The sequence below is a fragment of the Pontibacter litorisediminis genome, from assembly GCF_029360645.1.
Lineage (GTDB): Bacteria > Bacteroidota > Bacteroidia > Cytophagales > Hymenobacteraceae > Pontibacter > Pontibacter litorisediminis.
Window position 1 is genome coordinate 447,242 of sequence record NZ_JARDUA010000002.1, and the last position, 17,125, is coordinate 464,366.

A 17,125-nucleotide genomic window follows, 5' to 3' on the forward strand; every position below is an offset into this window, starting at 1 on the left:
CAATAAGTTACCTTGACAAAACCACTTTCCTACTTAGCTTCCTTTCCTCGGAAAGCAGCAGCAGGTTGTATAACCCATTCGACAGCCTTGCGTCTGCGGAGATCGTAGTCCTGAAAGTTCCGTCTGTCCCTGCGGTTACGGTCTGGCTCAGCACGGTCTTTCCGGTAATGTCTACCAGCGATAACTTAGTCACCTCCCCTGGCTTTAATCCAGAAACCGCAACATTGATCAGCTGCTGCACAGCTGGGTTAGGGAATACATCGAAGGTGCCCGCAAAGGTTTTATTATCCGTTAGCCCTAATGGCGACTGCCCGCACAAAGTGCCGCTGCCCCCGTTGTATGCTTCCTGAATTTCCTCTACTGTCAGCGCCCTGTTGTATACCTTGAGTTCATCAAGGTCTCCGAGGTAACTAAAATAGGGAGAACGATTCATGTACCCTATGTTGATCGGGGCGTTGTCTTCAAAGTCATTGCTGTATTGCTCCTGCTCCTCCCGGATCAGCGCGCCATCCACGTATAACCTGTTCATGTTGCTGCTGCCGTCACGAACAGCCGTCACGTAATGCCAGTTTCCATCATTCAGGGAAGGTCCGCTATCGAATAACTCTGCGCCGGCGTGTGCGGCATCTTTAAGAGAGAACATGGCTTGGCCGCTGTTATTCAGGCCTACCCACCAGTGCACTCCAGCATCGGTAGCGGCGGCATCACGTCCCACGATCACCATGTTACCTGCGTCAGTTGCGCTTGTCTTTAACCAGAAGCCAATACTAAAGTTATCCGTTGCTGCCCAGTTGAAGTTCTCTACATCTGCAAAGTCTACGCGCGTGCTCGTGCCGTTAAAGCGTAAGGCTTCTCCAAAAAGTCCTTCTTCCACCGTTTCAGGGCAGGTTTGACAAGCTGCAGAACGTGCGGTAGCCGCATCTGTTAAGCTGCCTTCCTCTGCTGCGTCGAAACTGAAGTAGTGCACCAGCCCCGGCAAACAGTCGGATAGGTCAACGGTTGGCTCGCCACCGGTTCCCCCATCGCCGATCACCACAGTGATAGCTTCGGATTCTGCTGAATGCCCCTCACTGTCTGTAGCCTTGGCTTTTATACTATAGGTACCTGCCGCAGCACCTTCCCAAGTGTAGTTAAAAGGGCTGGTGCTTACAGTTGCAATCATGTTGGTGCCGCTGTAATACTCTACGGATGCCCACCCACGGGTTTCGTCTGTGAAGTCAACAGCCAGCTCAACAGGCACCCCTTCCTCGAACGTAGCGTTGTTTGCAGGCGAGGCCATAGATACAGCCCTTACAACACCGCCGCTGCAGTCCGGGTAAACATCGACATAGTCCGTAGCAGAAAGTCCGCCGGAGTCTGTTACTTTCAGGGAGAACCTGTAAAAGTAGCTATCCCCGTCGCAGCCTACCGCAGCAATGGTGGCTGTGGTTTCATGCTTGCTGTCGGTTGGTTCAGGATGCGAGTGCGTGTTATGGTGCAGCGCCACCATCCATTCGTATGTCAGCTGCTCATCCGTGTCCTCGCTATCCGTCACTTCGGCACGGAGGTCATAGGTAGTCTGCTGGTTCATGGGATACTGCTGCCCTTCTGCCGGGCTCACAATATTCACCACGGGAGGTGTGTTGTTTAGGGTGATATCGACACTTGCCGTCGATGTCAAGCCTTCAGGGTCCGTTACCGTAAGCGTAACCTCATAGGTCTTCACGCCTTCAACTGTAAAGGTATGGCTTGGGTTTGCCTCCGTCACTTTAGCAGAGCCATCGCCAAAATCCCAGGAGTAGCTCAGCTCCTGGCCTTCCGGGTCCGTTGAGTTGCTGCCTGTAAACTTAACCGTAAGCGGACTTGGGCCATACTGTTTATCAGCCTCGGCGACTGCCTGCGGCGGCCTGTTCCCATCGTAGTAGGTCAGCTTCTTGATCTGCGCGCCATAGTTAATGTAGTATAGTTCCCCTGTAGTAGGGTGCTGGGCAAACGCTGTTACGGTAGCGCCCTCATCGATAAAGCTTCTTATTGCGGTAGGCTTGTTGTTGCTGTCAAACTCCAGCACCTTTATCCAGCCGGCGCCATAATCGCCAAAGAAATAGACGTTCTGATATTCGGCAGGCATGTTGTCACCTGTGTACCAGATGCCCCCTGTGGAAGAGCTGCCATAAAACGGCTCCCCTGATACCGGTGAACCGGCCTCCCCCACGCTCACAACAGCTGCTTCCTCTCCGTCGAAGGTGCCGGTGCGGGTGGCTGCCACCGGAGGCGTGTCGTCTGTAACGGCTGCGTTAGCCCAGTCAATGGCTGGTCTTGTGTGCACAAAGGTGAGCACATCATCCGGAATTGGGGTATTCCATTCACAGAAGTTGCCGAAGTATGGCTCTCCCGTTGCCGTGGGTTGATAGATCAGCTCATTGAAAAAGAAAGTTTCTCTAGGACAGGAGCCCTCTTTCCCGTTGTACAACGGATTAGGAATGTCTGGTGTTGGCCACCCGGTGTTCCCATAGTAGCGCTGCTTTTCGAGCCCTTCGAACAGTGGCCAGCCAAAGTTCAAGCCTGGCTCTGTCGCTACGTTAATCTCTTCCCAGTCCTGCCAGCCTACATCTCCGATATATAAATGGCCTGGATTAGTGGCACTGCCTGTGCCCGGGCGTATGGTAAAGCGAAAAGGGTTACGCAAGCCAAGAGCCCAAACCCTTGACTCGGCCGCCCGGGGGTTAGAGGAATTGAAGAAGGGATTAGAAGGGAGTCCATCTCCAGTAGCAGGGTCCAGGCGCAGGATCTTACCGTTCAGGGAGTGCACCTGCTGCGCACGTAAGGCTCCTACGTTGTTTACCTCCGTTAAAATGCCATCCTGCAGCCCTTGCTCCACAAAGTTATCTGTTTCTTGCCCATGCCAACCAGTATCTGTGCCATTGGCAGTGGCGCCATCTCCCACCGATACCAACAAAGAGCCGTCTTCGCCGAACATGAGCGTGCCCACCCCGTGCGAAACGTACAGGATCGGTATGCCCGTAGACACACTTTCACCCAACAGCACCTTTCTGCTAGACATGTCTGTGGTTAAACCATCGCTGCGTACTTTATAGCGGGTTACACGGCCAATTGTAGCATCGTTGTACTCGTCAGTGGATGGACTATAACTGCCTTTGCCGTAGTTCATCAGGTGGTGCCGGTCTACCACGTAAAGCAGGTATATGTACCGGTTGTTCTCAAAATCAGGGTCAAGGGCAAAACCCAGCAGGCCATGGTCACCCCAATTGCCTACCTCTTCGCTAATGTCCAGGAGTGGCTCTGGCTTTTTTTCCCCGTCCTCCACGATCCATACTTTGCCCGCTTTCTCCCACACGTACATGCGCTTGCCGTCCGGTGAAAACTCGAGCCCCACGGCTGCGTCCCAGTCTCCGCCCACCTGCTCTTCGACAAAGCCAGTTGGTTGGGCCCATGCTTGCTGCGGGCTTGCAAGAAGAATCGACAGGAAAAATAGAATAAGGGCATGGCTGCATAGTGCACTACACGCATGCCGATACCTTGAAAGCGAAGGGTTGCATCTCCACGCTTCGTAAAGTTCTCTCATAAGTAACACAATTTTTAAACATGGTTTGACAGATAGAAAGAGCGCCTCAGGAGAGCCACCCTAACGATCCAAAAGGAATATTTTGGCCGCGCTGGTTGAGGGCAGCCATGTCAGTTTGTAATGGTACGTTTCTATAGTGCTATAGTTCTATATTTTGCACTAAAATTGAGCACAATCGGCTAGCGCAAAGAAGCGCCGACTCCTAGTGCCTCACTACCAGTTTACGACTGACAATACGCTTGCTGGAGGTTACCGTGAGCACATAGATGCCAGCTCTGTAGGCTGAGGTGATCGGCACCTGCACTTGTAGCTGGCCGAAGCTGTCTACCTGCACCGGTTGCTGCATCAGTATGCGGCCACGCAGGTCGGACACTGAGAATTGCACCTCCTCATCGGCGGGTAAGCCATAGATGGAGGCTGTTACCTCGCCTCTGTCAACCGGGTTCGGGTAAACCTTGAACGAGGTAGCCGAAAGGCTCATGTTCTCAACCTGAATAATATTGGAGTAAGTGTATTTCCCGTCCTGCTTCACAATCTTGAGGCGGTAGTATCCTATACCAGGCAGTGGGTCCATGTCGGCGAAAGTATAAGACAGGGGAACATTGCTGTTGCCGGCTGCCTCTACCTCTCCCAGTTTCTCGAACAGCTCCATGTCGGGGGCGCGCTCCACCTCAAAGTGAGACAAGCCTGCCTCGGCAGCTGTTTCCCACGTGAGCTGCACGGTGCCGCCCACATACTTGCCGTCAAAACGCACCAATTCTGTGATGGCGTCATATACATCGAGGTACCTTTGCTTTATCTCGGCGGCAGACAGCACACGCCCAAAGAGCTTTACCTCATCCAGAATGCCTGCATAATGATAGCCACTGCCGTCGTTAAGGTACCCTATGTTTACCGGCGACCTGCTGGCAAAACCGTTTGCATACCTGTGGGAGACGCTGTGTACGCGCTCCCCATCCACATACAGCTCGGTGGTACCAGAGCCGCCGTTTCGGACCGCTACCATCTGGTGCCACTGCCCATCATTTAGTTTAGGGCCGCTGCCGCTGTTAAGCTTGGGGCCGCCCCACTCCAGGTCCAGCAGCGTGAATATGGCACGGCCCTCGCCATCCAGCCCCAGCCACCAATGGGCCTCAGAATCCTTGGCGTCGCGGCCAATCAACACGCGGTTACCAGCAGTGCCGGCAGTACTGCGCATCCAAAGCTCCATGCTAAAGTTTTCATCGGCAGCCCAGTTAAAGTTGTCACACTCCACCACGTCCAGCCCGTCGTCCACGCCGTCAAACTCCTGCCCCCCCGAAACGACACCGCTTACCGCTTTGGGCATGTTGTCATTGTCGCCGGTGGCATGGCTCGGGGTATAGTAGTCCCGGTAGGTAGGCCCTCGCATTTCGTGCAGCATCCAGTGGTGCAGCATGCCTGTCTTCTCTCCTATTCCCGGCTTCACGGTGATGGTGAACTCCTGCTTATCGGATCCGGCACTATTAGTGGCCGTTACACTTACCTTAAAGCTGCCGGCGGCAGTGGGTTTCCAACGGATTTCGCCTGTGGAGGCGTTGATTGTCATACCGGCAGGAGCCTCGGCCAGCGCGAAGGTAGGCCGGGCGTTACCCACCGCCTTTACATCATACGCGTACTGCTGCTCTACCACCCCATGCGTGACCGCCTCCGACATGATAACCGGCTTAACCTGCTCTGGCCCACAATAGCTGCCAGCGCCGTTGTTGTAGCGCGCCCTCACCTCATTCTCCGTCAGGTCGCGGTTGTATACCATGAGCTCATCCAGCAATCCGTTGTAGGCATAGCCGTTGTTCAGGTCTAAAAAACCTATGTTTACCGGGGAGCCGCTCTCGAAGTGGTAAGCGTAATCGTATTGGAAATTTCCGACAGAGTAGCCATCCACGTAGAGTTTGTTCAGGCGCAGGCGCCCATCACGCACCACCACGATGTGGTGCCACTTGTTGTCGTTTATCTTTTTGTCTTTGCCAATCAGGCTGAAGCCGGCCTTGCTGCGATCGGGGTTGGCGTCGAAAAGGTCGAACTGCGGGTATCCCTCTGTGTTCATGCCCAACCACCAAATCATGTTAGAGTCTTTGGCATCGCGGCCAATGAACACCTGGTTGTCGGAGGAGGTGCCGGAGGCTTTCATCCAGAGTTCTATGGTGAAGCTACTATTGGGGCCCCACTCGAAATGCTCGAGCCCCTTGATGGTGAGGGCAGGTTTACGGCCGTTGAATTTCTGTGCGCCGGCAAAAAGCCCCGCCTCTGGTGTTGGGCAGGTAGAGCAGATGGCTGTGGCATCAGAGGCGTAGTCTGCGTAAGTACCGGAAGTGGATTCGTCGAAGCCAAAGTGGTGCACCACGCCACTTGGGCAGCTTGTCTGAGCTGTAGCCGTGGTGGCCATAAAGCCTTTCGAGAGCAAAACGAGCAGGAAGCAAAGTATAAACTGCGCCCAGCCCCTTTGGCTTCTATGCGTTCTAGCGCGATATGTCATGGAAGTTGGCTTATCAGGTATCCACCGCAAATAGCACAGTGGATTTGTACAAGTTTGTTCTGGAGCCTAATCACCCAATCCCTTAAGAACAAAGGAATTATCTCACTACCTACCAAGCGATTAAGGTATCTCCTGAGTATAGTACGCCTATAATATATGTTAGTTTTATACTATACCTAGTTAAACTATCACCGTTTGTTACCTCACGAGTAGTTTCAGTCTCTGAACATGGCCTGGCGCCCTGAGCTCAATAAAATACATCCCTTTAGGCATGTTGGGTGGCAGCCGGAAGTTTTCCCGTAACCCTCCTTGTCCGCCTGTCTGCATCGTTTGCTGAGACAAGGACTTACCCGTTGAATTCACTAACGCCACCGAGACAGGTGCATGCTCCTCCAGGCCGCCTATGGTGAGATTCAACTCCTCTGATCCAGTTACCAGGTTTGGATACAGACGGGCAGTGGGTGCCGTGGTTCTTTTGCTGTGTACCGCCACTACCTTGGAGTAGGAAAAGGTGCCATCGGTGTCAACCTGCCTCAGCCGATAGTATACCTGTCCTTCCGGCAGCCCGACATCGCGAAAAGTATACTTCAGGGGCAGCTGACTATCTCCGGCCCCGGGCACGGCACCTAGTAGGGTGAACGGCTCATTTTCCAGCTTCCGCTCCACCTCAAAGCGGTCGTTGTTTACCTCAGAGGCGGTTTCCCACTCCAAGAGAACACCGGTAGCCGACTTGGCCGCATGAAAACTTTTCAGCTCTACAGGCAGCGGAACAGCTGGCGATGCTAAGACATCAAGCCACACCTGCGCCATTTTATCGTACCCGACCTGGTTGGGGTGAAGGGCATCAGCCATATCCCCACGCCCATCCCAATCATACACCAAGCCTGCTTCCGCCATATCCACCAACAGGATGTTATCGCCGTTGCTTCTGCGGGTATCTGCCAGCGCCTCCATTTTAGCGTTATAGAAATCTGTTATATCGTTTCGTGTATACTTCTGCTCTCCTCTGTAACAAAAGGACTCATTACAGACACTCTTGATGATTTTGGCCAGGATGACGGTGACGTCTCTTCCGGAGCTGGCCTCATAAGCCTCTATTGCCGCCAGCACTTTCTCCAGATCGTCGATGGCACTTTGGGAGTTATCTACGCCATCGTTGCTAAGGTCATTGGTGCCAGAGTGCAGTAGTATGATATCCGGGGAGAAATGCTGCAGGTAATTCTCCTCCATCTCCAGGCCGAACCGTTTATCATCGTACCAACGGTAGGCAAACCCCCGCTCAATGATTTCCACCAGGTCACGGTTGCGGAAGCCACCAAAGCCGGCATGGTCGAGGTCGTATACCAGGCCGCCCTCTACCTGATGGCTTTCACCAGACTGCTCACTCCCCACCAAATCTATCTTATACCCTTCCTGCTCCCGTAGCCCCCGGTACAATTCTTTTCTGTAGCCAATCCGATCTGCCTGGTCCACAGTGCCTGCCCCTCCATCTGTGTTGGAGTCTCCCAAAGGCATGATCCTGATAATTTCGTCCGGGTTGGTTGTCGCGCTCACCGTTAGGCTATACGCCGACGCAGCTCCTTCAGCAGTGGCCTTTACCCTGTAGTAAAAGGTCTTGCGTAGCGCCAAGTTTGTATCCCTGAAGGAATTCACCTCCCCCGCCACTTTTGCCAGCAACGTAAAACTATCCTCACTTCCTGTTTCAGATCTTTCGAGCACGTAGCCTGCGGCACCTGCCACCGGCAGCCACCGGATGACAATAGCCCTCACCATGGAGGCGCGCGCCAACACGCCCTGAGGCTGGTCAGGCACGGGGCTACTGCTTCCAGGGCCAGCGAGTGAGAAGTGTGGTGAGAGGCTAATTGCTGTAAGAAAGAGGCACAGGAGAAGCGGACGTAAAAGCATCGTTGATAAAAGGCTCATTTATATCATCTCAAGGAAAGCCTATATACCTCTATAGCAACTATATAGTTTCTTTTCTATGGCGCGCTCTAATAACAGGAAAGACCTAAAAGCAGAATAGTACCATTAACACAAGATGCCACCTAGGAAGTATGTGTCATATTACAATTTTGGTGCAGGAAAAATAGGAGCAAAAATTGTATTGCCTACCAAATCAGTACGTTAGTGGCTCTTTTTCTTCCGGTGGCACTGCTTCGCTTCAACGCTGACAGGTGGTAGCTTAAGGTTACTTCGTTCGTGGACTTGTCGATGGCCTTGGCATCCTGCGTGGGCGTTTCGTACGTGTAGCCGATGGCCAGCTGATTCAGGCGTAGGCCTGCCCCGATAGTATAAGCCAGGTCGTGCCGGTAGCCGCCGCTTATCCAGAACAGGTTGTCATACACGGCCTTTACCTGCCCCTCCAGCGTGGACTTGAAATTCTTGTCGTACTGGTAGATGCCGTTCACGGTAAACCCCACCATATCGGTGAGACTCTGGCGGAAGCCTGCCTGCCCCACATGCCTGCGCGTATAAAAGCCATCCAGGTAATCGCTGCCGCTGGAGGCTACTTTTCCTTCCGTCACGTCTAACATGGCATACCCTACATAAAAGTTGGCTGCCGTTAACGAGAGGCCGAGGTTAACGTCTGCCCTTCCGCTGCGGTTCTCGTTGCCCAGCAAATTGCCAAAGCGAGGGTCGTTCTCCTGGTCCACAGTCAGGCTGTTGCCATCCAGGCGATGAAAGGTGTAACTCAGGGCGGTACCCCAGCGCAGGCTCAAACCCTCCGACAGGCGCACGGCGGCACCATAGCTGAGCAGTGCCTGTGTTTCCCTTGCCGGGCCAAACTGATCGTGATAAAGCGTTACGCCAAGGCCATGCCTGGCACTGCCCATCTCGGCCGCCTCGCGCTCAGACTTGCTGGCAAACGGCCTGTCGTTACTCCTGAGGTTCTCCAGGTTCAGCTCAACAGCAGCCAGGATCGTTTTGGGGGCATCCTCAAACCCGGTCCATTGGTTGCGGTAAGCGCTTCGGAGCACTGCCCCCTCCTGGCCAGTGAGCGATGGGTTAAAGTAGTGCCTGAACTGTGAAAAGTTCGCCAACTGTTTCCTGCTCTGGGCATGTGCCCCACCCACCATCAACACCAGGCAAACATAAAGTATAAATCTGCTCATTTGCTGCTATTTAAGAACGGTTAAAACCCCTTTCTGCACCAGGTTGTTGTCTTTCACCTGTATGATATAGAAGTATGACCCGGCTACGATGCGGCCATCCTTCCCCCTGCCATCCCAGCCTTTCTCTGGATCGGTGGTCTGGAACAGGAGCACGCCAGCGCGGTCGAACACCTGCACCTGGATGTTATTGAAAAAGCGCAGTTCCGGCACTACCCAGGTGTCGTTGATGTTGTCTCCGTCCGGAGAGAAAGCATTGACCAGCTTGATACCTCCCTCTGGCGCGTAAAGCGACTTTGTTAGGGCAAAGCTTTTCTCAATGGCATTTGCATAGGGGTCGGTGCTACGCACACGGATGTGGAAGACTGACCTGCCGGATAGCCCTTCGTTTGACTTCAGGTACAACTCATTGTCGCCCCGGATTTCGAAGAGGCTGTTGTCCTCATCTCCCTGCCCGCCCACGAGCGCATAGGTAAAAGCCTCATCGTCCGGGTCGGTGGTGGAGAAGGTGCCGATCAGCTCTGTTGGCAGGACATCTGGCCTGAACTTATCGGCACTCAGCGTGAGGGCCGTTGGCGGTTGGTTCGGCTCCACCGTCACCTCCATGCGCGCAGCCATGTTCTTGCTGTTGCTGGTGTTGTCTTTCAGTTTCAGTTGGCCGATGATGATGTAGCTGCCTGGCACCTCGCTGTTATAGTCGCCGGGGCTCCACTCCACCGGCAGGGCTTCGTCATCGCCATAGGTGTAGCTCACCGTTACCTGCTCTGGTAGCCCCAGGGCACCGAAGGCTGTCTTGAATGGCACCGTCATGCCATCCGGATGGTGAACAGCGGTGATGTCCTTGGTCTGCTTCGCTACCTGTGCGCTAACCTCCTGCCCCCGGTTTCCTACCTCATCCACCAAGTATATGGTGGCAGTCAGGGTGCCGTCAGGCAGGTCCGATAGGTTTAGGTTACCAATGGTAAAGGCCTCCGCCTTCACGGTGGCAGAGCCAGAAACAGGATTGCCGCCATTGCTGCTGGTTATACTATAAAAGTAGCTTGTTTCTCTCTCGGCACCGGACACCTGCAGCGAAACCGCTGTTTGGTTGTCCACATCCACCTTCTCAACACCGAACGCGAGCGCATAGCCATTTGGCGCAGAGGCATCATAGGTGGTCTCGAGCAGGCCGGAGGCGGTGTTTGGATTGCCCGCCAGGTCTGTTGCCTTGCCGGCAGGCAGTTTTACGCGCACAGCTCCATCCGCAAGAGGCACCACTGTGGCGGTGTACATGGTTTTGCTGGTCGCCTTAAAGCTCTCCATTTTAGCGTTCGTCACCTCCAGATCCGAGGCGGTGAAGCCATACACTTCTTCTGTGAAAGTTATACTTATGTCGAAGGGTGTGTTTGTCGGGGAGCCGCCGCTGCCAGCGATTTCGGCTTTGGGTGCCGTCAGATCGACGGTAACGGCGAAGCCTTTGCTTGCCTCGCTGGCGTTACCCGCTGCATCGGTGGCGGTAGCCGTGAAAGTGTACTCGCCCTGCTGCAGGCTAACATTCTCATGGCTAAACTCCCAGGTGCCGTCTGCCCTCGCCTCTGTTTTGCCTAGCACCTTGCTTCGCTCTGATATGGCTACTTCTGCACCGGCCTCCGCCCTGCCGAAGAACCTTAGCGTGTTGTCTGCCGTGACCTGGTCATCGGCCACAGGGCCCCTGTCTTCTGATAACCCTGCAAAAACGGGTGCCTCCGGCGCTTTGGTATCTACCTCCCAGCTATAAGTGGCCGGTGTTTGGTCTGTGTTGCCCGCGCCGTCGGTGGCACGCACGCTTAAGGTATGATTCCCTTCTGACAGGTTGCGTGCCGTGAAGCTGCTGCCTGAGCCGGTATAGGCACCGCCATCCACGCTTACCTCGTAAGACACGCTTTGCTCGTTGCTGCTAAAGGTAAAGGTAGCCTGGCTGCTGTTGCTCACCTTGGGAGGGCCTGCGGCAATGGTTGTCTCGGGGGCTTTGGTATCAACGGTAAACGTGCGGGTGCCGCTGGCCTGGCTGGTGTTGCCGGCCAGGTCTGTGGCTCTCGCCGTAAGCTGCTGTGTCCCTTCCGCCAGTGCGTTGGCAGGTGTCAACTCCCACTTCCCGTCGCTGCCTGCTGTGGCTGTTCCTACTTTGGTGGAGCCGACATAGACATTTACCATACTGCCCGCTTCAGCTGTACCTGTTATACTTGGCTTGTTGCTGCGCAGCAGCTTTCCCTCCTCCGGGGCTACCACCACCGGCGCGGCAGGCGCTTTGGTGTCAATAGACCAGGTATAGCTGGCGGGGGTGGCATCTATGTTTCCGGCGGCATCTATGGCTCTTACCCGGATGGTGTGCTCCCCGTCGGCCAGGCTGGCTGTTGTGTAGGGAGTGGCTGCGCTGGCAAAGTTGCCCCCATCTATACTTACTTGGAAGGTTACGCCGCTCTCGTTGCTGCTGAATTCAAACCTGGCGGTGCTGCTGTTAGACAGCTCTTTTGGCTTGGAGGCGATGGTGGTTTCCGGTGCTTCTGTATCGTTTTGTTTTAGGGTGCGGTTCAGCAATGGCTCCAGCACTTTAAACCAGACCGGGGCCATTTTATCATAGCCGCGCTGCGTTGGGTGGAACCGGTCGGCCATGTCGCCGCCGTCAGCGGCAAACTGATAGATAATGTTCGCGTCGGTCATATCCACCAGCACGAGTCTGTCGCCCGCTTTGGTGCGGTTATTCACCAGCGTCCCTATCTTGGCGTTATACTTGTCGATGATGTCGTTTTTGGTATTTACAGGGCCTCGGTAGCAGTCGGTTGCGGTGCAAACCGTTTTAATGATCTTGGCCACCACCACGGTCACCTCCCGGCCCGAGCGCTGCTCATACTTGTCTATCTCCTCCAGTACCTGGGTCAGGTCCTCCACCGTCTGCTGCGAGTTATCCACGCCATCGTTGCTAATGTCGTTGGTGCCAGAGTGCAGTAGTATGATATCCGGCTTGTAGTACTCCAGGTAATTCTCGGTGTGGTCTAAGCCGAATCGCTTACCATCATACCAGCGGTCGTACCAACCGTTTTGGATAATGGTCACCAGGTCTTCGTTGCGGCTTCCGCCAAACCCCGCGTGGTCGGTGTCCGCCACCAGGCTGCTGCCGGTGGATTCGCTGCCCACGTAGTCAAACTTGATGTTTTTCTCTTTTAAAAGATCCTCCAGCCTGGCTCTGTACGAGGCTTTGGCGCTGGCTGGATCATTAGCCGTGCCACCCTCCGTGTTAGAGTCGCCTAAGGGCATGACTTTAAAGGTGTGGTCTTTTGCATGGGTAGTGGCGCTTGCCACCTTGCTGTAGGGCGAGTCGCTGCCGCCAACTGCTTTTATGCGGTAATAAGCCTTTTGGCTGTAGTATAAATCGGTATCCCGGTAGCTTGTTTCCCCGGCACCCAAGGTCTTTAGCGGCGCAAAGGTTTCGGCCGCCCCAGTAAAGGATCTCTCCAGGGCATAGCCCGTTGCTCCGTCAACTTTTGTCCATGTCAGGGTGATGGCACCCACCAGCGATGGCTTGGCCTCCAGTGAGGGGGCCGCTAGGGCGACAGTTGCGGCAGGAACAGCACGGGTGGCTGGCACGGCTACAGCAGTAAGGTAAGGTGCTGAGATACAGATGAGTGACAAAAGCAGGAAAAGCCTTTGCCGGCAGAAAAAGTACGGGGGCATATAGTAAGTATAGCGTTAGGACTTTCTATTGATCTCCCTATATAACGATGAAGCCATACCATGGTTACTCAATTTTCAGCACCTTCCTGACAATAGTACATTTTTTAACATACCTATAGCCAAACTCCGATGTTGCAACGTCGTAAAAGGATGCTGTGGAAGCCGCAGAAGCGCTTTTACATACGTATATCTATTTATTAAAAAAAATATATGCAAAATGGCACAACCTTTTAGTACAACTTCTATATAATATCTAAAAGAAGGAGCCTGAGAGCCTTCGTACAAAAAACAGCCCCCAAACCCAGTGTATGAAGCATTTACACAACTAATGCTGCCCAAACCAATCACCCGACCCAAAAACTGGAGAACGTATGCTTTTCAACTCTACTGAATTCTTCATTTTCTTCCCGGTAGTAGTTACCTTATACTTCCTGACGCCTTTTAACCGCCGTTGGATCATCCTGCTGCTCGCCAGTTACTATTTTTACATGTCCTGGAAGCCAGCCTACACCCTGATCCTGGTGGCCTCTACCCTGATCGACTACACCAGCGGCCGTATGATGGGCCGTTACTCCGAAGATGATAAAGACAAGCGCCGCCCTTGGCTTTACCTCAGTCTCTTTGCTAACCTGGGTGTGCTGCTGCTATTCAAATACTACAATTTCTTTAACGACAGCGCCCGCGATCTGGCTTTGGCGCTGGACGTGCCTTACGCCATGCCTGCCTTTGAGCTGCTGCTGCCCATGGGCATCTCCTTCTACACTTTCCAGACGATGAGCTACAGCATAGATGTGTACAATGGGCGCATCAAGCCGGAGCGGCACCTGGGGATCTTCGCCCTTTTTGTGTCCTTTTTCCCCCAACTAGTGGCAGGCCCCATTGAGCGCGCCGGCAACCTGCTGGGGCAGCTGCACCAGGGCCACGAGTTCAGCTACTACCGCGTGGTGGCGGGTTTGCGCCGCATGGCCTGGGGCTTCTTTAAAAAGATTATGATTGCCGATAACCTGGCCCTGATGGTGAACCAGGTCTACAACAACCCCACTGAGTACGATGGCGTCTCGCACATCATCGCCACGGTCTTCTTCGCCTTCCAGATCTACTGCGACTTCTCGGGCTACTCCGACATCGCTATCGGGGCGGCGCAGGTGATGGGCTTCCGGCTGATGGAGAACTTCCGCAGCCCTTACTTTGCCAAGACCATTCCGGAGTTCTGGAGCCGCTGGCACATTTCGCTTTCCACCTGGTTCCGCGATTACCTCTACATCCCGCTGGGCGGCAACCGCGTGGTGAAGTGGCGCTGGTACTATAACCTGTTCATCGTGTTCCTGGTGAGCGGGCTGTGGCACGGCGCCAACTGGACTTTTATCGTGTGGGGCGCCCTGCATGGCATTTACCAGGTATTCGGCATCCTGACGAAGGAAAAGCGCAACGCACTGGTGCAGCGCATCGGCCTGAACCGCAGCCCGCAGGTGTACAAGTGGGTGCAGGTGCTCACGGTGTTTTTCCTGGTGTGCTTTAGCTGGATCTTCTTCCGGGCCAACAGCATCAGTGACGCATTCTATATAGTTACGCAAAGCGCCTCGGTGCTTACGAACCCGGCCCAGGTCCTTTCCCTGGACTGGAGCCACGACGTGTTCATGCAACAGGGCTTTAAGGTTTTCGCCGTATCGGTGGTAGCCATCGCCATCATGGAGACAGTACACCTGATACAGCGCAACGGCAGCGTGTCGCAGCTCATCATGCAGCGGCCGGCCTGGGTACGCTGGGGCATTTACTATGCGGCTATTGTTGCGGTGCTGCTCTTCGGGCAGTTTGGGCACCAGGAGTTTATCTACTTTCAATTCTAAGGATTATGGCAGAAGATATAAGACAGAAAGGTGTTAAGCGGCTATTGAGCAAACTGGCCCTGTTGGCGCTGCCCTTCATACTTTGGCCGCTGGTAGAGGTGTTTGTGCTGCCGATGAACTTCTTCACCTTCAGGATCTGGGAAACCATCTCGGTCAACAGCATGCGCGTGATGTCGGGGCCGTTTTACCCGAACGTGCACATGCAAATGGAGGAGGAGGGTGAACTGGCCCCACGCACGCCCTTTGCCCAGAAACGCAAAGTGGAATGGTACACCGACCCTTACGGCTACCGCAACCGCGACACTGAGAACGACGTGCTGCTGATCGGCGACTCTAATATCACCGGGGCCAAACTATCGCAGGAGGAGACGTTGGCAGAGGTGCTGGAACAGCAGTTGGGCCGCAATGTGTATTCCTTCGCCCCTGCCACCATGAACCGTTTCCTGGCCACAGACCGCTTTCAGGAGAACCCGCCAAAACTCGTGATTGTGTCGAGCATTGAGCGGCGCGTTCCGGAGCTGCCGGCCGTGGGCGAGAACGGCATAGGCTCCAGGATCAGGAACTTCACGGGCAACCTCATCGGCTCTTCCTCTTTCCTTACCTCGGCAGCTGTTGCTGCCGACCGCATTTCAAAGCTGGCGCTCTACCGCCGCACCCTGGCGGAGATTGACCGTGCCGCAGGAAACAGGCAGTACATCAGCTACAACGACGAATTTTTTATGGAGGGGGAGCTAGCCAACCGCGACTTCTCGGAGGAGGAGCTGGACCGCATTGCCGACGTGTTGGAAGGATACCGTGACGTGCTGCATGCGCGGGGCATCCATTTTGTCTTCCTGCCTATCCCCAACAAAGAAAACATATACCACAACCTGTTGCCAAACCGGAAAGAGGCCACTTTTCTGCCTCAGCTGCTACGCCGCCTGGAAGAGCGCGGCGTGGCGTACGTAGACCTGCAGCCAACCTTTAAAGAGCTGTATCAGGAGCAGCAGGTGCAACTTTACCCTGTGGATGACGCCCACTGGAACGAGGTAGCCGTACAAGTAGCTGCCCAGCTGCTGACAAGGCATTCCACTGTGGCGCAGTTGCAGGCAAGCCCGCCCGCACAGGACGGGCGGCTACTGGTTAACCAAAAAGAAGAGTAACCAGAAATTAAATGTAACACCTAACAACCTAGCTATACCCATGAAACTTAAAGCTTACTATACGAAGGGGAGCAAGAAAATAAAGAAGATATTAGGGAGGTATGTTCCGCATAACACCCATTTCCGTCCAGGCGGCGTGTGCCGAATAAACCTGGACGAACTCTTAGCCAATAACCCGCGCGAGATAAGAGTTCACCCGATCTACCCCGCCCTGACCACAGAACTGAACATCTCGGCCGACCTGTATGAGGCCTGCTCCGAATACTGGAAACCGAAGAGAAAAGTACAAACCGACTACATGGTGGTAGAGGTTCCCAACGGCCGTATCTACACCGACAACGAGAGCAGCGTGGCGGTGGTATCGCAGTACAACCGCCTGGTGGAGAATGTGTCGCTGAGCCTGAGCGGCGGCAAGGTGTCGGAGCCCAACCTGAACAACATCTTTGAGCAGCGCTACTTTAAGCCGCCTGTAAAGTATAACGGCACGGTCTTCTCGCTGCTGACCGGGGGGGCCGGGCTCAACAACATCGGGCACTGGTTCCTGGATGTGCTGCCCCGCCTGCACCTGCTGCGGGAAAGCGGCCTTTATGACCAGGTGGATTGGTTTTATGTGCCCAGCATCCGTTATGATTACCAGACCGAGACCCTGGAGCTGCTGGGCATCCCCAAAGACAAGTTGATCGAAGGCGATAAGTTCCCGCACATCGCCGCTGACTGCATTATTGCCTCCACCGCCCCTCGGGGCAACCACACGCTGGTACCGAAATGGCTCTGCACGTACCTGCAGGAGGCCTTCATGCCTTATGCTGAGGAAGGAAACGACCTGATTACCCCGGAGGCGCCTTACCTGTACGTGAGCCGCTCAGACTCGAGTATACGAAACGTTCTGAACGAGAAGGAACTGCTGGAGGCGCTGGAACCGTATGGCTTCACAAGCGTAGTTTCGAGCAAGCTGAGTATAAAAGAGAAGATCAAGCTGTTCTCTAAGGCAAAGGTGGTGCTGGGCGCTACAGGTGCCGGCCTGATAAGCATGTTCTTCTGCAAACCGGGCACCAAGATGATCGAGATCTTTAACGAGGGGTTTGTTATAGAGCCGTTCTACGACATCGCCACCAAGATAGACCTGGACTACGACTACATTATCTGCAAAGGCAACAAGCGCGTGCGCAACGCAGACCAGGGCCAGCGCGAGCACTTAGTGGTGGAGACGGATAAAGTGGTGGAGATACTGGAGCGGATGCATACGAATGCCGGAAAAGAATACAACATAGCCTGAACAC

The 17,125-nt window shown here is 54.4% G+C and carries 8 protein-coding genes; 3 read left to right on the plus strand and 5 right to left on the minus strand.

What is annotated here, in order from left to right; all coding sequences use genetic code 11:
• Positions 1–7: 7 nt before the first annotated feature.
• The 5 genes from PXG97_RS08150 to PXG97_RS08170 form a co-directional block, all read right to left on the minus strand.
• Positions 8–3,397 carry a PQQ-dependent sugar dehydrogenase gene (locus PXG97_RS08150; RefSeq protein ID WP_276497259.1) on the minus strand — a complete coding sequence of 1,130 codons (3,390 nt, stop codon included), beginning with the start codon at positions 3,395–3,397 and terminating at the stop codon, positions 8–10.
• Between the two features lie 367 nt (positions 3,398–3,764).
• Positions 3,765–6,056, minus strand: coding sequence for a LamG-like jellyroll fold domain-containing protein (locus PXG97_RS08155; RefSeq protein WP_276497260.1), 2,292 nt, complete (start codon positions 6,054–6,056; stop codon positions 3,765–3,767).
• A 198-nt stretch (positions 6,057–6,254) separates the two neighbouring features.
• Positions 6,255–7,868, minus strand: a complete 1,614-nt coding sequence (locus PXG97_RS08160) for an SGNH/GDSL hydrolase family protein (RefSeq protein WP_276497261.1) — start codon at positions 7,866–7,868, stop codon at positions 6,255–6,257.
• 296 nt (positions 7,869–8,164) lie between these two features.
• Entirely contained in the window at positions 8,165–9,169 is a 1,005-nt protein-coding gene (locus PXG97_RS08165; RefSeq protein WP_276497262.1) for a PorP/SprF family type IX secretion system membrane protein, read from the minus strand.
• 6 nt (positions 9,170–9,175) lie between these two features.
• Positions 9,176–12,814 carry an Ig-like domain-containing protein gene (locus PXG97_RS08170; protein ID WP_276497263.1) on the minus strand — a complete coding sequence of 1,213 codons (3,639 nt, stop codon included), beginning with the start codon at positions 12,812–12,814 and terminating at the stop codon, positions 9,176–9,178.
• 413 nt (positions 12,815–13,227) lie between these two features.
• Between PXG97_RS08170 and PXG97_RS08175 the strand changes: the two genes are divergently transcribed.
• The 3 genes from PXG97_RS08175 to PXG97_RS08185 are packed head-to-tail and all read left to right on the plus strand — an operon-like array spanning position 13,228 to position 17,121.
• Positions 13,228–14,703 carry an MBOAT family O-acyltransferase gene (locus tag PXG97_RS08175; RefSeq protein WP_276497264.1) on the plus strand — a complete coding sequence of 492 codons (1,476 nt, stop codon included), beginning with the start codon at positions 13,228–13,230 and terminating at the stop codon, positions 14,701–14,703.
• A gap of 5 nt (positions 14,704–14,708) precedes the next feature.
• Entirely contained in the window at positions 14,709–15,845 is a 1,137-nt protein-coding gene (locus PXG97_RS08180; protein ID WP_276497265.1) for an alginate O-acetyltransferase AlgX-related protein, read from the plus strand.
• 40 nt (positions 15,846–15,885) lie between these two features.
• Entirely contained in the window at positions 15,886–17,121 is a 1,236-nt protein-coding gene (locus PXG97_RS08185; RefSeq protein ID WP_276497266.1) for a glycosyltransferase family 61 protein, read from the plus strand.
• Positions 17,122–17,125 lie beyond the last annotated feature (4 nt).

Bases quoted from the DNA above. Each gene is read 5' to 3' on its own strand.
- PXG97_RS08155 (WP_276497260.1), bottom strand. From the start codon at position 6,056: ATGACATATCGCGCTAGAACGCATAGAAGCCAAAGGGGCTGGGCGCAG.
- PXG97_RS08165 (WP_276497262.1), bottom strand. From the start codon at position 9,169: ATGAGCAGATTTATACTTTATGTTTGCCTGGTGTTGATGGTGGGTGGG.
- PXG97_RS08175 (WP_276497264.1), top strand. From the start codon at position 13,228: ATGCTTTTCAACTCTACTGAATTCTTCATTTTCTTCCCGGTAGTAGTT.
- PXG97_RS08180 (WP_276497265.1), top strand. From the start codon at position 14,709: ATGGCAGAAGATATAAGACAGAAAGGTGTTAAGCGGCTATTGAGCAAA.
- PXG97_RS08185 (WP_276497266.1), top strand. From the start codon at position 15,886: ATGAAACTTAAAGCTTACTATACGAAGGGGAGCAAGAAAATAAAGAAG.